This is a genomic window from Cupriavidus sp. NPDC089707, from assembly GCF_044748965.1.
Classification (GTDB): Bacteria; Pseudomonadota; Gammaproteobacteria; order Burkholderiales; family Burkholderiaceae; genus Cupriavidus.
The window spans coordinates 682,468-700,546 of sequence record NZ_JBIVHB010000001.1 but is presented as its reverse complement, the minus strand read 5'-3'; the positions used below and the strand labels follow the sequence as shown (position 1 = coordinate 700,546).

The following is an 18,079-nucleotide window of genomic DNA, read 5'->3' as shown; positions in this document are numbered from 1 at the left end:
GACAGCCCCAAGATGCTGTCGATCGGCATGCACTGCCGGCTGCTCGGCCGCCCTGGCCGCTTCCGCGCGCTGCAGCGCTTCCTCGACTATGTGCAAGGCCATGACAAGGTGTGGATCTGCCGCCGTGTCGACATCGCCCGCCACTGGGCCAAGACGCACCCCTACACGCCCGCCAAGTAATTCGCTCGCAAGTAAACCGGATCCAGCATGAGCCAGACCTACACCCTCGCCCAACTCAACACCATGCCTGTCGCGGAATTCGTGCACGTGCTGGGCGGCATCTATGAACATTCGCCGTGGTTCGCCGAGGCCGCTGCCACGCAACGCCCCTTTGCCGACGCCGCCGCGCTGGCGCAAGCGCTGCGCAGCGCCGTGGATGAAGCCGGCGAGGCCGCGCAGCTGAAGCTGGTGCGCGCCCACCCGGAGCTTGCCGGCAAGGCCGCGGTGCGCGGCGAGCTGACTGCCGAGTCCACGCGCGAGCAAAGCGGCGCCGGCCTGAACCTGTGCACGCCGGAGGAGTTCGATCGCTTGCAGGCGCTCAACGCCACGTACAACCAGAAATTCGGCTTCCCGTTCATCCTCGCGGTGCGCGGCTACGACCGCCACGGAATCATCGCGGAGTTCGCGCGCCGCGTAGAAAACTCGCCGAAAGACGAGTTGCAAACTTGCATCAACCAGATCCATCGCATTGCGCAGTTCCGTCTCGACGACTTAGTATCCGCCTGACAAAAAAAGCGTCACCTGTATAACAAAAAACGCTGTACCCGATGCCGCCGGTCCCCAAGCAACACTACACCGAGCCAAAACCAGGCGGCACGAATAAAAGCACAAAGACATTAAAAGAACCCGACAGGGACCCAGTACACAACGTTCCAAGCAGGATCCAGAAACCACGGAGGTCTAAACATGCATAAGCAGTACAAGCCGGCACTGAAGCTGGCGGCGGTAGCGGCTACCCTTCTTTCCGGCACGGCCATGGCCCAGTCCAGCGTGACGCTGTACGGCCAGGCCGACATGTTCGTCGGTGCGGTCAAAAGCCCGGGTGCGGGCGAGCGCGCATGGGTCGCCAATTCGGGCGGGATGCAGACGTCTTACTGGGGTATCAAGGGCACCGAGGACCTGGGCGCCGGCACCAAGGCCATCTTCGACCTGAACGGCTTCTTCCGCACCGACAGCGGCAACAGCGGCCGCTTCACCGGCGACTCGATGTTCAGCCGCAACGCCTACGTCGGCCTGCAGAACGACAAGGCCGGCACGATCAAGCTGGGCCGCAACACCACGCCGTACTTCGTGTCGACCATCCTGTTCAACCCGCTGATCGACTCGTACGTCTTCTCGCCGACGATCTTCCACACCTTTTTCGGCGCGACCAGCGGCGCGGTGGTGGATCCGGGCGTCATCGGCGATTCGGGCTGGAACAACTCGGTGCTGTACTCCACGCCGAATTTCGGCGGCCTGAGCGCCAACTTCATCTACTCGTTCGGTGAGCAAGCCGGTGCCGCCGGCAAGAACAAGTGGGGCGGCAACCTGATGTACTTCAGCGGCCCGTTCGCGGCCACCGTTGCCTACCAGCAGGTGCGCTTCGACAACGTGCCGACCGACCTGACCAATGCCGGCCTGTCGCGCCAGGACGCCGCCCAGATCGGCCTGTCCTATGACTTCAAGGTGGTCAAGCTGTTCGCGCAGGGCCAGTACATCAAGACCCGCGCCTCCACCGCGCCGTCGGGCGACATCAAGCACATCGACGGCCAGTTTGGCGCCTCCGTGCCTATCGGCGCCGGCAGCCTGCTGGCCTCCTACGCCTACGGCAAGGTCGACAACTCGCTGGGCGACTTCAAGCGCAACACCTTTGCCGTCGCCTACGACTACAACCTGTCCAAGCGTACCGACGTGTACGCCGCCTACTACTACGACAAGATCACCGGCATCGAGCACGGCGATACCTTCGGCGTAGGCGTGCGCCACAAGTTCTGATGGCGTAACCGCCTCACCAGCAGTCCTGACGCCCGCCCTTCCGGCGGGCTTTTTATTGCACCTGCATCCATCACTTGCAGCAGGAAAACATCATGGAATGCTGCGCTGCGCCATTAGATGCCAAGCCCATCGGCGGATCGGAAGCCTTCGCTCCATAGCGGGATTCAATTGGAAGCGCCACCTTGCGCTACCTAGATTGGTGTTCCAGGCCTCAAAACTCGATCCTAGAGAGGTGACTCATGCGGCGATATGCGAAGACGCGATCCGAACTGATGGCCATCCTGAACCAGTGCCTCGACAACAACCCCGAGTGCGGCGAATGCGAGCTGCACGCGGTGCGAATGCACCAGCCTGACCATACCGGATGCAACTGGAGCGCCGAGGTCGATTTTCGACAGGAATACGTCGAAAACCTCGACACCCAGCTGGCCGCGGCCAAGTCCATCATCGTGGTCATGCGCGAGCAGTACAACGTGCTGCAGTAGCCACCGCACCGAATGCTGCCGCGCGAGTAGTGCGGCAAGGCAGCATCCAACAAAAAGCCGGGTCACCGACCCGGCTTTTTGCATCCTGGCGCAACGCCAGTCACTACCTTCTCAGCACATCAGCGGATGGCATTGCACTCCGCCACCGCCACCGCCGTCATGTTGACGATGCGGCGCGTGGTCGCCTGCGGGTTCAGGATGTGCACCGGCTTGGCCGCGCCCAGCAGGATCGGACCCACGGTCACGCCCTGCCCGCCCGTGATCTTGAGCAGGTTGAAGGCGATGTTAGCAGCGTCCAGCGTCGGCATGACCAGCAGGTTGGCGCTGCCGGCCAGCTTGGTCGACGGCAGGAAGTGGCGGCGCACGTCTTCGTCCAGGGCGGCGTCGCCCTGCATCTCGCCTTCCACTTCCAGGTGCGGAGCCGCCTTGGACAGGATCGCGGCAGCCTCGCGCATCTTGCGCGCCGACGGACGGGTCGACGAGCCGAACATCGAGTGCGACATCAGCGCGGCCTTGGGATGCAGGCCAAAGCGCGCGATCTCCTCGGCGGCCAGCTGCGCGATCGCGGCCAGCTCCTCAGCGGTGGGATCGTCATTGACGAAGGTGTCGGTGATGAACAGCGTGTGCTTTTCCAGCATCAGCGCGTTCATCGCGGCGAACACCTTGGCACCCGGCGCCAGGCCGATTACATCGCGCACATGCTCCAGGTGCGCCTCGAAGCGGCCCACGGTGCCGCACAGCAGCGCGTCGGCGTCGCCCATGTGCATCAGCATGGTCCCGATCAGCGTGTTGGAGCGACGCAGCGCCACCTTGGCCATGTCCGGCGTGACGCCGTCGCGGCCGCGCAGCGCGTGGTAGGCCTCATGGTAGGCGCGGTAGCGCGGGTCTTCCTCCGGGTTGACCAGGTCAAAGTCCACGCCGGCCTTCAGACGCAGGCCGGCCTTCTCGATGCGCATCTGGATCACATGCGGACGGCCGATCAGGGTCGGGCGGGCCAGGCCTTCGTCAACCACGCCCTGCACCGCGCGCAGCACGCGCTCTTCCTCGCCCTCGGCGTAGGCGACGCGCTTGGGCGCGGCCTTGGCGGCCGAGAACACCGGCTTCATGATCAGGCCGGTGTGGTAGACGTAGGTCGACAGCTGCTGGCGATACGCTTCCAGGTCCTGGATCGGGCGCGTGGCCACGCCGGACTCTTCAGCGGCCTTGGCCACCGCCGGCGCGATCTTCTCGATCAGGCGCTGGTCGAACGGTGTCGGGATGATGTAGTCGGGGCCGAACTTCAGTTCGCGGCCGCCGTAGGCGGCGGCCACGGCATCGTTGAGCTCGGCTTCGGCCAGCTCGGCGATCGCCTTCACGCAGGCCAGCTTCATCGCTTCCGTGATCTTGGTCGCGCCGCAATCGAGCGCGCCGCGGAAAATGTACGGGAAGCACAGCACGTTGTTGACCTGGTTCGGATAATCCGAACGGCCGGTCGCGATGATGCAGTCCGGGCGCGCGGCCTTGGCCACTTCCGGGCGGATTTCCGGCTCGGGGTTGGCCAGTGCCAGGATGATGGGCTTGTCGGCCATGGTCTTGACCATGTCGCCGGTCAGCACGCCGGCGGTCGAGCAGCCCAGGAAGACGTCCGCGTCCTTGACGATGTCGGCCAGCGTACGCGCCGAGGTGTCCTGCGCGTAGCGGGCCTTGTTGGCTTCCATGTTGGCGTCGCGGCCGACATAGATCACGCCCTTGGAGTCCACCACCGAGATGTTCTCGCGCTTCACGCCAAGGCTCACCATGGTGTCCAGGCAGGCAATGGCCGCCGCGCCGGCGCCAGACACCGCCATCTTCACGGTACCGACGTCCTTGCCCACCACCTTCAGGCCATTGAGCAGCGCCGCCGTCGAAATGATGGCCGTGCCGTGCTGGTCGTCGTGGAAGACGGGGATGTTCATGCGCTCGCGCAGCTTCTGCTCGATGTAGAAGCACTCCGGCGCCTTGATGTCCTCCAGGTTCACGCCGCCCAGCGTAGGCTCCAGCGCGGCGACGATCTCGACGATCTTGTCCGGGTCGCGCGCGTCGAGCTCGATGTCGAACACGTCGATGCCGGCGAACTTCTTGAACAGGCAGCCCTTGCCCTCCATCACCGGCTTGCCGGCCAGCGGGCCGATGTCGCCCAGGCCCAGCACGGCGGTGCCATTGGTCACCACGGCGACCAGGTTGGCGCGCGAGGTGTATTCAGCGGCGGTGGCAGGATCCTTGGCGATCTCCTCGCAGGCGTACGCGACGCCCGGCGAGTAGGCCAGCGACAGGTCGCGCTGGTTCGACAGCGCCTTGGTCGCGGTGACCTGGATTTTTCCCTTGGTGGGACTGCGGTGGTATTCCAGTGCAGCGAGGCGCAGTTGCGCTTCAGGACTGTTCGGGGCATGTTGCGGTGCATCACCGCTGTTCTGGCTGCTCATTGGCTCGTCCGGAAAATGGCCCGGTGCCGGAAGCGCCCCTCTCCCGCCATGGTTCACATCGGCCGCAATCGGGAGAAGGACCGGAAGCGAAAAAAACATCTGGCAGCGAAACTGACGATTCCGACCACAAGGCACGCAAAAATCGAGCAGTTATTCTAGCCCACCGCTTCGTGCAAAGTGCCACCAAAGCCAGTCCGGAAGCCGTTTTTTGGGTGGAATGTTCCAGTTAAACAGCTTTTACCAATGGGTATGCAATGAACGTGCAGAAGCATGCCTCTGCACGCATTTGCACGCAGCCCTATTTCTGCTCCTTTTCGACTTCCAGCTTGACCCGTCGCGGCCGTCCGCTTTCCGCCGGGAAGTCCGCAAAGGCACTGCGGATCAGGTACGGCATCGTCGCCGGCAGGGTGCCGTTCTCGGTCTGGTTCTGCGCCGTGACCTGGTAGACCCGCTTGCCGGTGGCAGCGTCCCGGAAATAGACACGCAAGTTCGAGAACAGCACCGGCACATCGCGCACCACCGTCTGGGGCGGCCAATACCCCGGCCCCCATGGTCCCCACGGACCCCATGGCCGGTAATAGCCAGGCCCCCAGTAAGGCCCCCAATAGGGTCCCCATGGGCCGTACCAGGGATCGGGATAGACCGTTTCCGCCACGCGCACGATGCCGGGCGCGGCGTCGTAATCCATGCTGATGCGGTAGTGCGCCTGCTTCTCGGGCACCTGCTCATAGCCAATGCCAGACAGCGCCGCGGCCAGCCATTGCTCGTAGGTCTGGCGATCCAGCTGCCCCGCCTGTTCCGGGGTGCGCTCGAAGCTGTAGGTGCGCGGCGCATCGTTCTGCCAGCCGGGCTGGCGGAATGCGGTGACATCAGTCACCACGGTGCTGGCGCATCCTGACAGCAGCGCCGCCAGCAGCGCCAGCACGCCCCAGAGTCGCGGGGAGCCCAAGGGTCCTGCCCTTCCTTCTACTTCATTGCCGACACCGCCTGCGCGCTGCCACATAGTGCTACCTCGCTTCACATACTCACAAAATCGTCCTGCGTGTCTCTGAGACCACGCGGCACCGGCTGAATTCCCTCTGGCCGGGGTGCGCCGGCTGACAATGCCTCGCCACCCCCTTGGCTACAATGAGGACTTCGGCGCCATGCTTCGCCCGCGCGCGCATGGCCTGCCCTTTCCAACGGTCTTCCGAAGACAGGATCTCTCCATGCTGCGCACCGACACGCCCGTTACCGTCTATCGCAAGGACTATACCGCGCCCCCGTTCGCCATCGACCATGCCGACCTGGTGCTCGACCTCGATCCCCAGCGGACCGTCGTCACCAGCACGCTGCGCTTTGCGCGCCAGCCCGGCTCCGCCGCCGACGCGCCGCTGGTGCTGTGCGGCGACGAACTCGAACTGGTCGGCGTCAGCCTGGACGGCAAGCCGGTGGCCAACGCCACCCAGGACGCCGGCACGCTGACCATCCCCGGACTGCCAGCGCAGGGCACGCTCGAGATCACCACCGCGTGCCAGCCCGCGGCCAATACCACGCTGTCGGGCCTGTACGTGTCCAACGGCAACTTCTTCACCCAGTGCGAGGCCGAGGGCTTTCGCCGCATCACCTACTTCCTTGACCGCCCCGACGTGATGGCGACCTTCCGCGTCACGCTGCGCGCCAATCGCGAGGCGTACCCGGTGCTGCTGTCCAACGGCAACCTAGTCAGCAAGCGGGACTTGTCCGACGACCGCCATGAAGCCGTGTGGGAAGACCCGTTCCCCAAGCCGTCGTACCTGTTCGCGCTGGTGGCCGGCAAGCTGGAATGCATCGAGGAACGGATCCAGTCCGCCTCTGGCAAGGACAAGCTGCTGCAGGTCTGGGTCGAGGCGCGCGACCTGGACAAGACCCGCCACGCGATGGATTCACTGATCCATTCGATCCGCTGGGATGAACAGCGCTTCGGCCTGGAACTCGATCTCGACCGCTTCATGATCGTCGCCGTCGGCGACTTCAACATGGGCGCGATGGAGAACAAGGGCCTGAACATCTTCAACACCAAGTACGTGCTGGCCAATGCGGAAACCGCCACCGACACGGACTTCGCCAATATCGAGGCGGTGGTCGGCCACGAATACTTCCACAACTGGACCGGCAACCGCGTGACCTGCCGCGACTGGTTCCAGCTGTCGCTGAAGGAAGGCCTGACCGTGTTCCGCGACCAGGAATTCTCCGCCGACATGATGGGCTCGGAATCGGGCCGAGCGGTCAAGCGCATCGAGGACGTGCGCGTGCTGCGCCAGGTGCAGTTCCCCGAGGACGCCGGACCGATGGCGCACCCGGTGCGCCCCGACAGCTACGAAGAGATCAACAACTTCTACACCGTCACGGTGTACGAGAAAGGCGCCGAGGTCGTGCGCATGTACCAGACCCTGCTGGGCCGCGACGGCTTCCGCAAGGGCATGGACCTGTACTTCGAGCGCCATGACGGGCAGGCCGTCACCTGCGACGACTTCCGCGCGGCGATGGCCGATGCCAACGGCCGGGACCTGACGCAGTTCGGCCTTTGGTACAGCCAGGCCGGCACGCCGGTGGTGACCACGCGCACGGCCTGGAACGGCGACGACGGCAGCCTGACGCTGACGCTGACGCAGCGCTGCCCCAAGGTCGGCATCGAGACCCGCGCCGGCACGCCCGAGAAGCAGCCCTTCCACATCCCGTTCGCGCTCGGCTTGCTCGGCGCCGACGGCAAGGACCTGCCGCTGCAGCTCGAAGGCGAAACCGCGAACGGTGCGACCACGCGCGTGCTCGACTTCACGCAGGCCGAGCAGAGCTTCCGCTTCATCAACCTGCCGCGCGGCGCGGGGTCAGGCGAAGGCGCACCGCTGCCGTCCCTGCTGCGCGATTTCTCCGCGCCGGTGATCGTCGATGCCGAGTACACCGACGCGCAGCTGACCTTCCTGCTGGCGCACGACAGCGACGCCTTCAACCGCTGGGAAGCCGGCCAGCGCCTGGCCACGCGCGCGCTGCTGCAGTTGGTCGCCGACGTGCAGGCCGGCCGCGAGCTCAAGCTCGGACCGGCGCTGGCGCAGGCCATGCGCGCCGTGCTGACCGACGACACGCTCAACCCCGCCTTCCGCGAGCAGGCGCTGGTGCTGCCCGCCGAAGCCTACCTGGCCGAGCGCATGGGCGTGGCCGATCCCGCCGCCATCCACCGCGCCCGCCAGTTCATGCGCGAAGGCCTGGCCCGCGCGCTCAAGGCCGACTGGCTGGCCGCCTACGAGGCCAACGCCACGCCCGGCCCCTACTCGCCCGATGCCACCTCCGCCGCCAGGCGCGCACTGCGCAACCTGGCGCTCGGCTACCTGGCCGACAGCGGCGACGCCGACATGCACGCGCTGGCCGACAAGCAGTACCAGGCCGCCGACAACATGACCGACCGCTTCGCCGCGCTGTCGGCGCTGGTCAACAGCTTCGCGCCCGGGCGCGAGCATGCACTCACCGATTTCTACGAGCGCTTCGAGGACGACGCGCTCGTGATCGACAAATGGTTCTCGCTGCAGGGCATGCAGCGCGGCAGCGTTGGGCCACAACCAGGGCCCCACGCCGGCAAGCGCACCATCGACACCGTACTCAGGCTGATGGAGCACCCGGCGTTCAACCTGCGCAACCCGAACCGCGCGCGCTCGCTGATTTTCAGCTTCTGCTCCGGCAACCCGGCGCAGTTCCATGCCGAAGACGGCTCGGGCTACCGCTTCTGGGCCGACCAGGTGCTGGCGCTCGACGCCATCAACCCGCAGGTCGCCGCACGGCTGGCACGGGTGATGGACCGCTGGCAGAAGTACGAGCTGACACTGCGCGACCGCATGCGTGCCGAGCTGGAGCGCGTTGCCGCGAGCACCACGCTGTCGCGCGACGTCAGGGAGATTGTCGGCAAGGCGCTGGCCGCCTGAACCACTGAGTATGTCAGGGAGGCCCCGCAACGCCCCCTTTGCCCGGCCGGGGCCGGCCGGGCATGTAGAATTGCGGCCATCCAAGGAGAACCAACCATGACTCGCATCAGCCTCACCCGCTACCTGGTCGAGGAGCAGCGCAAGCACAACACGATCCAGCCCGAACTGCGGCTGCTGATCGAAGTGGTCGCGCGCGCCTGCAAGGCCATTTCCAATGCCGTCAACAAGGGCGCCCTTGCCGGCGTGCTCGGCTCGGCCGGGACCGGCAACGTCCAGGGCGAAACCCAGCAGAAGCTGGATGTGATCGCCAATGAGGTGCTGCTCGACGCCAATGAGTGGGGCGGCCACCTCGCCGCGATGGCGTCGGAGGAAATGGAATCGTTCTACGAGATTCCCAACCGCTACCCGAAGGGCGAATACCTGCTGCTGTTCGATCCGCTCGACGGCTCGTCCAACATCGACGTCAACGTGTCGATCGGCACCATCTTCTCGGTGCTGCACATGCCCAAGCCCGGCCAGACCGTGACCGAAGCCGACTTCCTGCAGCCCGGCACCCACCAGGTCGCCGCCGGCTACGCCGTGTACGGCCCGCAGACCACGCTGGTGCTGACCGTCGGCAACGGCGTGCACGTGTTCACGCTGGATCGCGAAGCCGGCAGCTTCGTGCTGACCCAGTCCAACGTGATGATTCCGGAAGACACCAAGGAATTCGCCATCAACATGTCGAACATGCGCCACTGGGCCCCGCCGGTGCGCAAGTACATCGACGAATGCCTGGCGGGCGACGAAGGCCCGCGCGGCAAGAACTTCAACATGCGCTGGATCGCCTCGATGGTCGCCGACGTGCACCGCATCCTGACCCGCGGCGGCGTCTTCATGTATCCGTGGGACAAGCGCGAGCCGGGGAAGGCCGGCAAGCTGCGCCTGATGTATGAAGCCAACCCGATGGCGATGCTGGTCGAGCAAGCCGGCGGCGCCGCCACCAACGGCCAGATCCGCATCATGGACGTGCAGCCGGAAAAGCTGCACCAGCGCGTGTCGGTGATCCTGGGCTCGAAGAACGAAGTGGAACGCGTCACCCGTTACCACCACGAAGCCGAAGGCAAGGCCTGAGCCTCGCCACCCGGCAACAAGACGGGGCGCCAGCTGGCGCCCCGTTTTTCATCCGCCTCCCGCAAGCGCAGCAGGCGCCTCCTGGACTGTGCCGGCGGATGACACGGGCGACACAAAAGGGCTTCCCAAGCCGGAAAATCGCTGCTAGTATTGCGGGCTGTTCCAGTTCACAGGAACTTGTTGCCGAAGTAGCTCAGTCGGTAGAGCAGCTCATTCGTAATGAGAAGGTCGGGGGTTCGATTCCTCTCTTCGGCACCAAAAGAATTCGGGGCATCGCCCTCGCAAACCCGGACAGCGCCACGCTCTCCGGGTTTTTTGTTGCCTGCACCCACAAGCCGCGCGTCAGGCCAGCGCAAGCGGATCTTCTTCCGTCTCGGTAGGCTCCCATCCTCGCGGCGTCTCGCGCATGACGATATGGATCGTGCGCTCGGTTGCATTCATGGCCTTCACAAGGTTCTTCACCCGCTCGTTTCCGTCCGCATGCGCGGCATACAGGACACGCAGGACCAGATCAGCGGCCTTCGGAATACAGTCATTCTTCTCCCAGATGGCGACGGCCTGGTCCGTACGCCCGAGCGCCTGGCCCAGCGTTGCCTGCGACATCAGCATGGCTGCCTGAGGCAACGACGCGACAGCGCGGTCGCAACGCTCTTGCGGAGGAGGCATTCCAGGCAGCGCCTTTAGTGCCGACCGAAGGTACGAGGTAATTTCAGAAGGGGATCAACCGCACGGCCTGCCAGCCAGGGTGGTTCACAGCCATCAGGTCCAGCGCGAACGCCACGGCGCCCATGACACCGCTGCGGACGGGTCGGCCATGGACGTTCCAGCGAACGGAAATCAGACAGGACTACCGCCCCAACCGCCACGCCCACCAATACCGGAACGGGTGGTCGAAGTCGGGATAGAGCACCGGCTGGCTGAAGCAGCCAGCGTGCTTCATCAGGAGGTAGGCGACAAGCATGGTCGCCCAAAAAACAAACATGTCCACGATGCACGGCCACCCTTGTTTGCCAGGTGGCCGTTTTCATTATAGGGAGCGCTGCCGCTGCGGGGCCGATACCGCACCCCGCACTTACCCTAACCAGGCAAGGTGGATCAATACAGTTCCGGCACGAACATCTCTTGCGGTACCGGATGCCGCACGTAGTCCTCATGCCGCTCGCGGGCCGGCAGCACGATCGTGGGCGCGTCCACGTCCTGGTAGGGCACCAGGCTGAGCAGGTGGTGGATGCAGTTCAGCCGCGCGCGCTTCTTGTCGTCGGCCTGCACTACCCACCAGGGCGCCTCGGCGATGTGGGTGCGCTCGAGCATGATCTCCTTGGCTTTGGTGTAGTCCTCCCAGCGCCGCTGCGATTCCAGGTCCATCGGACTGAGCTTCCATTGCTTGAGCGGATCGTGGATGCGGCTGAGAAAGCGCAGGCGCTGTTCGTCGTGCGTGATCGAGAACCAGTACTTGACGACCTGGATTCCGGAGCGGACCAGCATCTTCTCGAACTCGGGCACTGAGCGGAAGAATTCTTCGTACTGGTCGTCGTTGCAGAAGCCCATCACGCGCTCGACGCCGGCGCGGTTGTACCAGCTGCGGTCGAACAGCACGATCTCGCCTGCCGCGGGCAGGTGCGCCGCGTAGCGCTGGAAGTACCACTGGGTGCGTTCGCGGTCGTTGGGCGCGGGCAGCGCGGCCACGCGACATACGCGCGGGTTCAGCCGCTGCGTGATGCGCTTGATCACGCCGCCCTTGCCGGCGGCGTCGCGCCCTTCGAACAGGATCACCAGCTTGTGGCCGGTGGCCGCGACCCAGCTCTGCAGCCGCACCAGCTCGCCCTGCAGGCGGAACAGTTCGCGAAAATAGCGGCGGCGGCTGTCCTGCTCGGCGTTGTCGGGCAGGTGTACCGGGTCGCCGAAGGCTTCGCTGGCTTCGCGGTCGTCCAGTTCCAGTTCGATTTCTTCGTCGTAGTAGTCGGCCACTTCGTTGTGGATACGCCGTACCAACTCTGCCTCGCCCGGTCTCATCTGCTCCCCCTGTCGGATACATCGCGGTCGCGCCGATGCTGGCACGCCAGTGTTGCAGCCGCGTGAACGCCTTCGCGCGCTATGCCGCCGGGTTGATGTTGTGGTTGTGGCGGAACAGGTTGCCCGGATCGTAGCGGCGCTTGACCTCGACCAGCCGTGCGAAGTTGGGACCGTAGGCAGCGCCGATGCGGTCGGTTTCTTCCTGCGTCAGGAAGTTGACGTAGACGCTGCCCAGCGCGAACGGCGCCGCGGCGCGGAATACTTCGCGGGCCCAGCCGATGCAGGCGTCGTCCTCGGCCGGCGTGTCCCAGCGCCCATGCAGGTTCATGATGAACTGCGCGTCGCGGTTGGCATAGGCGGTGGCGTCCGGCGCCACGCGATTGGTCTGGCCGCCCATCGCGCCGATGAACACCTCGCATTGCGGCGACGGCAGCTTGCCGATCTGCTCGACCAGCATCGCGATCAGGCCGTCGTCCAGTCCGGCGAAGTTGTGCGATTTCCAGTAGTTGCGGGCGCCTGGCGTCAGCAAGGGATCGAAGGCCTGTTGCCATGCCGCGAAGGGCATTGGTCCGACATGCTCGCCATAAGGCGTGCCGAGCTTGCGCAGCGGCTCGACCAGCGCGGGGCCATGCTCCGGCGGGCCGATATAGCAGATCGCCAGCGCCACGATCGGCTTGCCGTGCGCCTCCGGCGGCAGGAACGGCAGAGGCGGGGCCTGGCGCAACACCGCCCAGACCGTCAATTCATCCGGCATCGACTTGAACTGCTCGCGGAAGGCCGAAAGCACCGTGGGACCCTGCTCGAGCGGGTAGACGATCAGGCCGCCATAGACCTCGGGGCCGACCGGGTGCAGCCGGAACTCGAACATCGTGACCACGCCGAAGTTGCCGCCGCCGCCGCGCAGCGCCCAGAACAGGTCGGGATGCTCGTCGGCGCTCGCGCGGACCAGCCTGCCTTCGGCGGTGACCACGTGCGCCGAGACCAGGTTGTCGACGGTGGTGCCGAACTTGCGGCTGAGCCAGCCGAAGCCGCCGCCCAGGGTCAGCCCCGCGACGCCGGTGGTGGAGTTGATGCCCAGCGGCGTGGCCAGTCCGAAGGCCTGCGCCTCATGGTCGAAATCGCGCAGCGTGGCGCCGGGTTCGACCCAGGCACGCTGCGCCCGCGGATCGATGCGCACCGAACGCATCGCCGACAGGCCGAGCACCATGCCGTCGTCGCAGATCGCCAGCCCGCCGATGTTGTGCCCACCGCCACGTATCGCCAGCAGCACGCCGTGCTCGCGCGCAAAGTTGACCGCGACGATCACGTCTGCGACGCCGGCGGCCTGCACGATCCCTTGCGGCCGGCGGTCGATCATCGCGTTCCAGATGCGGCGAGCTTCATCGTAGGCCGCGTCGGCGGGCTGCAGCAGGCGCCCGCGCAATTGCGCCTTCAGTGATTCGACATGTTCTTGCGATAACTGGCCCATGATTTGTCTCCCGATGCGGGTTGGAACCATCGGACGACGCGCGGCTGCCGGGGCGGAGGAAGATGGCCACGAGGACCGATGACTCCACCATTTAAGGCAGGCCCCCGCCGAATGTAAAACGCGGCGTGCAGCGCGCCCCGCCCAAGTGAAGCAACGCGATCATGGCCCCGCGCCCGCCTATCATGGAAGCACTGCCGGTACAGTGCTAACTTGCGCCGACCGGCTGCGCAATGGACACAACCAGCCTCCCTCCCCTGTTCCTGTGCGGCGATGTGATGACCGGGCGCGGCATCGACCAGATCCTGGAGCATCCCAGCCAGCCGCTGCTGCATGAATCGTATGTGCATTCGGCGCTCGACTATGTGCGCCTGGCCGAGCGCAAGGCGGGCCCGATCGCGCGCCCGGTGGCGCCGGCGTATCCATGGGGCGACGCGCTCGCGGAACTCGATCGTCGCGGCGCATGGCCGCGCATTGCCAACCTGGAAACAGCGATCACCACCAGCGACGACGCATGGCCCGGCAAGGCCGTCCATTACCGCATGCATCCAGGCAATGTCGATTGCCTGCAGGCGGCGGCCGTCGACTGCGTGGCGCTGGCCAACAACCATGTGCTCGACTGGGGACGCGCGGGCCTGACCGATACGCTGGCAGCGCTCGATGCCGCGCATATCGCGCATGCCGGTGCCGGACCCGACGAGGACAGCGCGATGCGCCCGGCCTGGCTGCAGCGGCCGGGCGGCGGCCACGCCGGCCGCGTTGCGGTGTTTGCCTTCGCCATGCATAATTGCGGCACGCCAGCGGCATGGCGCGCCACCGCCGGCCACTCCGGCGTGAACCTGCTGGATGACTGGTCCGCCGCCTCGTGCGACCGCATCGCCGCGCGGATCGCCAAGGACAGGCGTGCCGGCGACCTTGTGGTGGCATCCATCCACTGGGGCGCCAACTGGGGCTATCACATCGATCCGGCGCAACGCGCCTTCGCGCACGGGCTGGTGGAACGGGCTGGCGTGGATATCGTGCATGGACATTCCTCGCACCATCCGCTCGGCATCGAGCTGCATGCGGGCAAGCCCATCCTCTACGGCTGCGGCGACTTCATCAACGACTACGAGGGCATCGGCGGCTACGACGACTACCGGCCGGACCTGGCGCTGATGGCCTTCGTCAGCTTCGATGCGGCAGGCAACGCAGACCTGCGATTGGTGCCGCTGCGGCGCAGCCATTTCCGGCTGGAATATGCGGGCGAAGTCGACATCGCATGGCTGCTGGCGATGTTTGCGTACGAAGGCCGCGCGCTCGGCACGCGAGTCGAGCGCAGCGGGCTGCACGAACTGCGCCTGTCGGCGGCATGAGGCCGCGCCATTGGGCCGACGCCATGAAAAAGCCCGCCTGCACGGCGGGCTCTTGCGGCACGCTAAGCTGCGGTGCTGCGCTAGTGGCGGTGGATCATATGGTCGAACCACGTGCGCACCGACTGCTCCTGCTGCTGCAGCAGCGTCGGGTTCTTCTCGCGCATGACCCAGATAACAAAGGCGGCGCAGGCGACCAGGGCGATCAGCGCCAGTGCTGTGATCAGTACGGCAGTCATAGCAACCTCCTGTGAAAGACTGGTTGCACCTTCAGTGTAGGTCGGATCGCCGCGATGCACATGGGGGCAAAAGCAGGAAGGCCAGCCGCTTTGGCTGGCCTTCCGGTATCTCAAGTGCCACGTGAGTCGGTTCCGTGTAACGCTTCCACAGTTTGCTGGTCCGCTTCTGCATTCACTGCCCGAGACTAGCTCTCTCGCCCATCCTGCGGCACCCCAGGACATACCTGCAGGATAGTACAAATTCGGGAGCGGAGAAGGCTCCCGCCAAGGTCCCGCTCAGGTCCCGCTCAGGTCCCGCTCAGGTCCCGCTCACGTCACCGCAATGCGGTCGTCGACCAGGCGGATCTGGCCACCTGGCTTGTCTTCCATCACCTTGAGCACGCGGCTGCCCACCTGCAGCGTGACGCCGCCATGGATGCGCCGTGCCGCGTCAATGACGGCATCGGCCGCGGGCTGCATCTGCTGGCCAAGCTCGGTCAGTCGGCTTTCCAGCTCGAACAGGTCACGCGAGAGCTTGAACAGCGTGGCACGCGCCTTTTCGCGCAAGTCGCCGACGACCTTCTCCGGATGCTTGGCAAAGAACGCGACCAGCTGCTTGACCTTGTTCTGCTCTTCCAGCAGCCGCAGGCGGTCAGCCTCGAGCGCGACGCGTTGCGCGTCGGCATAGGGGTTCAGTCCGACCTGCACGCTGGTGGCACTGCCGGCGAGACTGCCGAGCACCGCGGCGCGCACCGCCAGCATGGCGCGCGTGCGCCCGCCACTGATGCTGCCCTGCACGCCGGGGCCGCCGACCGCGATGCGCTCGCCCGCGGCAACATCGCTCTGGCGGATGCCGCTGTCGACGTTCACCTCGGTGCCGGCCTCGACCACGGCATTCTCGATAAAGCGCGCCTTGACGGCGCCTTTGCAGCGCACGCTGGCGCGGCTGATGCCGCCGTCGGCACGGCCGGTCTCGGTCTTGCCGATGATGCCGCCCTTGACCACGACATTGCCGCCGGCCTCGATGTCGGCGGCTTCGATGGTGCCCTCGACCAGCACGTCGCCGCTGACGCGCACCGACATGCCGGTACGGATATCGCCCGCCACGCGCAGCGTGCCGTCAAAGGCAACGTTGCCGGAATGCAGGTCGACTGCCTCCACCTGAACCACCGGGCTGACGGCGATGCCATGCACGCCGGCCACCGGCGCGCCGGCGATCACGGCAACCAGCAGGTCGGGGTCGTCGGGATCGGCGGCGGCGCCGGTGAGGCCCTCGGCAAAGGGCGCATCGTCGACAGGATCGGCGGGCACCGGCTTGCCGAACACGTCCCTGCCATCGTTGCCGGCCACCGCCGGGATGCGGCGCATCAGCGGCATGCCGGGGCTGACCAGCAGCAGGTTGCCAAGGTCGCGCAGGTCGACGCGCGACTCTTCTTCATCGGCCTGCACCGGCTTGCGCGGCTGCAGCAGGTTGAGGAAGCGCGCCGCCTCGCCCTGGCGCGGCGCTACGCCGGCGGCGATGGTGCGCAGTTCGCAGCGGCCTTCGGCCAGCGCGGCGTCGAGCGCCAGCGCCTGGATCGGCGCGACCACGCCGCGCTCCGCGACGGCGCGGCGGATATCGTCCTCCGTGACCGGGCGGCCGCCTTCGGCGGGCAGCAGCGTGAGCCGTACGGCCAGGCAGTCTTCCGTGATATCGAGCTCGAACGCGCCATCGACCAGGACACCGATGGCGGCGTCGATCTCATGCTCGGCGCGCTGGCACTGCTGCAGGAACTGCGCGACAGCGCGGGCGTCCAGCCTGGCGCCGGCCCAGCCGTGGCTGTCCAGGCACTGCTTCAGGCTGGCGTGATCCGGCGCCAGCCTGCCTGGCTCCGGTGTGTAGCGCGCATGCACCTGCTCGCCTGGCTCGGTCAGCTCCAGGCGCAAACCCGACTCGTGCATCATGAGTCCCCTGACATTGGTTGCGGAGCTGCATGGCGATCGGCCACGGCGGCCTGTCCGCGCTGGCGGACAGCGCGTGCCCGGACGGCTGGCGCTCCACTTGTTATCGATCCATGACCATCGGCAGCGAGGCGGCAAAACTTGAGCGAACAACGATCCCGGCCGAGGTGGGGTGGGCAGGAACATGGCCGGCGGGGCATCGCCGGACTTTTCGGTAAACTGTCGGCATTCCCGCGGCGCGCCGCGTCCCGCAGCCTGTGCAGTCCCCATGTCAAATACCCACGAAATCCGCCCCGGCCAGTCCATCGAACTGCTCAAGGAACTCCATATCCTGACGCGCGACGGCAAGATGAACCAGGACAGCCGGCGCAAGCTCAAACAGGTCTACCACCTTTTCCAGTTCATCGAGCCGCTGCTGCAGCAGGTCAAGGATGAGCGCGGCCGCGTCTCGCTGGCCGACCATGGCGCCGGCAAGTCATACCTCGGTTTCATCCTGTATGACCTGTTCTTCAAGGCATTGAAGGACGATTCCCACCTCTACGGCATCGAGACGCGCGAGGAACTGGTGAAGACCTCGCAGGGGCTGGCAGCGCGGCTGGGCTTTCCCGGGATGTCGTTCCTGAACCTGTCGGTGGCCGACTCGATCACCTCGCCGCAACTGCCGCCGACCATCGACGTGGTCACCGCGCTGCATGCGTGCAATACCGCCACCGACGACGCCATCCGCTTCGCGCTGGCCAAGCATGCGCAGCACATCGTGCTGGTGCCCTGCTGCCAGGCCGAAGTGGCTAGCGTGCTGCGCAAGAACAAGGGCAAGCTGCTGGCCGGCAACCCGCTGACCGAGATCTGGCGCCACCCGTTGCATACGCGTGAATTCGGCAGCCAGGTGACCAATGTGCTGCGCTGCCTGCAGCTGGAAGCGCATGGCTATCAGGTCAGCGTGACCGAGCTGGTGGGCTGGGAACATTCGATGAAGAACGAGCTGATCATCGCCCAGTACAAGGACCTGCCGCGCCGGCGTCCGGCGGAGCGGCTGCAGAACGTGCTGGAAACGCTGGGGCTGGAAGAGATGAACGAACGCTTCTTCACCGACCCGCTATCGGCCACGCCGGCCACGCCAGCCACGCGGGCCGAGCCGGCGTAAC

At 65.9% G+C, this 18,079-nt stretch carries 14 protein-coding genes, 1 tRNA gene and 1 pseudogene; 9 read left to right on the top strand and 7 right to left on the bottom strand.

Annotation, left to right across the window (positions count from 1 at the left end; all coding sequences use genetic code 11):
* From ACIP1U_RS03370 to ACIP1U_RS03355, 4 genes and pseudogenes are all read left to right on the top strand, one after another.
* Positions 1-180: pseudogene (locus ACIP1U_RS03370) on the top strand (allantoinase); the annotation flags it as partial.
* 27 nt (positions 181-207) lie between these two features.
* A complete protein-coding gene (uraD, locus tag ACIP1U_RS03365) occupies positions 208-726 on the top strand; it encodes a 2-oxo-4-hydroxy-4-carboxy-5-ureidoimidazoline decarboxylase (RefSeq protein ID WP_400311689.1) in 519 nt (172 codons plus the stop codon).
* Between the two features lie 180 nt (positions 727-906).
* Complete coding sequence (locus ACIP1U_RS03360) at positions 907-1,974, top strand: porin (protein WP_400311687.1); 1,068 nt, start codon at positions 907-909, stop codon at positions 1,972-1,974.
* Positions 1,975-2,213: 239 nt separating this feature from the next.
* A complete protein-coding gene (locus tag ACIP1U_RS03355; RefSeq protein ID WP_029045604.1) occupies positions 2,214-2,459 on the top strand; it encodes a hypothetical protein in 246 nt (81 codons plus the stop codon).
* A 119-nt stretch (positions 2,460-2,578) separates the two neighbouring features.
* Here the strand turns inward: ACIP1U_RS03355 and ACIP1U_RS03350 are convergent, their stop codons facing one another.
* Together ACIP1U_RS03350 and ACIP1U_RS03345 are read right to left on the bottom strand one after the other, a co-directional pair.
* Positions 2,579-4,900 carry an NADP-dependent malic enzyme gene (locus ACIP1U_RS03350; RefSeq protein ID WP_400311684.1) on the bottom strand — a complete coding sequence of 774 codons (2,322 nt, stop codon included), beginning with the start codon at positions 4,898-4,900 and terminating at the stop codon, positions 2,579-2,581.
* 298 nt (positions 4,901-5,198) lie between these two features.
* Positions 5,199-5,822 (bottom strand): DUF4136 domain-containing protein, encoded by a 624-nt coding sequence (locus ACIP1U_RS03345; protein WP_400311779.1) that lies wholly within the window; start codon positions 5,820-5,822, stop codon positions 5,199-5,201.
* A gap of 286 nt (positions 5,823-6,108) precedes the next feature.
* Here ACIP1U_RS03345 and pepN point away from each other — a divergent pair, with 286 nt between their 5' ends.
* The 3 genes from pepN (at position 6,109) to ACIP1U_RS03330 (ending at position 10,203) form a co-directional block, all read left to right on the top strand.
* A complete protein-coding gene (gene pepN, locus ACIP1U_RS03340; RefSeq protein WP_400311681.1) occupies positions 6,109-8,832 on the top strand; it encodes an aminopeptidase N in 2,724 nt (907 codons plus the stop codon).
* A gap of 96 nt (positions 8,833-8,928) precedes the next feature.
* The gene (locus tag ACIP1U_RS03335) at positions 8,929-9,945 is read left to right on the top strand and encodes a class 1 fructose-bisphosphatase (protein ID WP_400311678.1); all 1,017 of its coding nucleotides are present in this window, start codon (positions 8,929-8,931) and stop codon (positions 9,943-9,945) included.
* Positions 9,946-10,127: 182 nt separating this feature from the next.
* Positions 10,128-10,203, top strand: a tRNA-Thr gene (locus ACIP1U_RS03330).
* An 84-nt stretch (positions 10,204-10,287) separates the two neighbouring features.
* Here the strand turns inward: ACIP1U_RS03330 and ACIP1U_RS03325 are convergent.
* From ACIP1U_RS03325 to ACIP1U_RS03315, 3 genes are all read right to left on the bottom strand, one after another.
* Positions 10,288-10,554, bottom strand: coding sequence for a hypothetical protein (locus tag ACIP1U_RS03325; protein WP_400311675.1), 267 nt, complete (start codon positions 10,552-10,554; stop codon positions 10,288-10,290).
* A 486-nt stretch (positions 10,555-11,040) separates the two neighbouring features.
* The gene (ppk2, locus tag ACIP1U_RS03320) at positions 11,041-11,958 is read right to left on the bottom strand and encodes a polyphosphate kinase 2 (protein WP_400311672.1); all 918 of its coding nucleotides are present in this window, start codon (positions 11,956-11,958) and stop codon (positions 11,041-11,043) included.
* Between the two features lie 79 nt (positions 11,959-12,037).
* Positions 12,038-13,426, bottom strand: coding sequence for an FAD-binding oxidoreductase (locus ACIP1U_RS03315; RefSeq protein ID WP_400311670.1), 1,389 nt, complete (start codon positions 13,424-13,426; stop codon positions 12,038-12,040).
* 230 nt (positions 13,427-13,656) lie between these two features.
* On the opposite strand from ACIP1U_RS03315, the gene ACIP1U_RS03310 reads away from it, so the two are divergent.
* Positions 13,657-14,778 (top strand): CapA family protein, encoded by a 1,122-nt coding sequence (locus tag ACIP1U_RS03310; RefSeq protein ID WP_400311668.1) that lies wholly within the window; start codon positions 13,657-13,659, stop codon positions 14,776-14,778.
* An 80-nt stretch (positions 14,779-14,858) separates the two neighbouring features.
* Here ACIP1U_RS03310 and ACIP1U_RS03305 read toward each other — a convergent pair whose 3' ends face one another.
* Both ACIP1U_RS03305 and ACIP1U_RS03300 read right to left on the bottom strand, forming a co-directional pair.
* Positions 14,859-15,014 carry a hypothetical protein gene (locus ACIP1U_RS03305; RefSeq protein WP_400311666.1) on the bottom strand — a complete coding sequence of 52 codons (156 nt, stop codon included), beginning with the start codon at positions 15,012-15,014 and terminating at the stop codon, positions 14,859-14,861.
* Between the two features lie 309 nt (positions 15,015-15,323).
* Positions 15,324-16,937, bottom strand: coding sequence for a DUF342 domain-containing protein (locus tag ACIP1U_RS03300; RefSeq protein WP_400311663.1), 1,614 nt, complete (start codon positions 16,935-16,937; stop codon positions 15,324-15,326).
* Positions 16,938-17,202: 265 nt separating this feature from the next.
* On the opposite strand from ACIP1U_RS03300, the gene ACIP1U_RS03295 reads away from it, so the two are divergent.
* Complete coding sequence (locus tag ACIP1U_RS03295; protein ID WP_400311661.1) at positions 17,203-18,078, top strand: class I SAM-dependent methyltransferase; 876 nt, start codon at positions 17,203-17,205, stop codon at positions 18,076-18,078.
* Position 18,079: the final 1 nt, after the last annotated feature.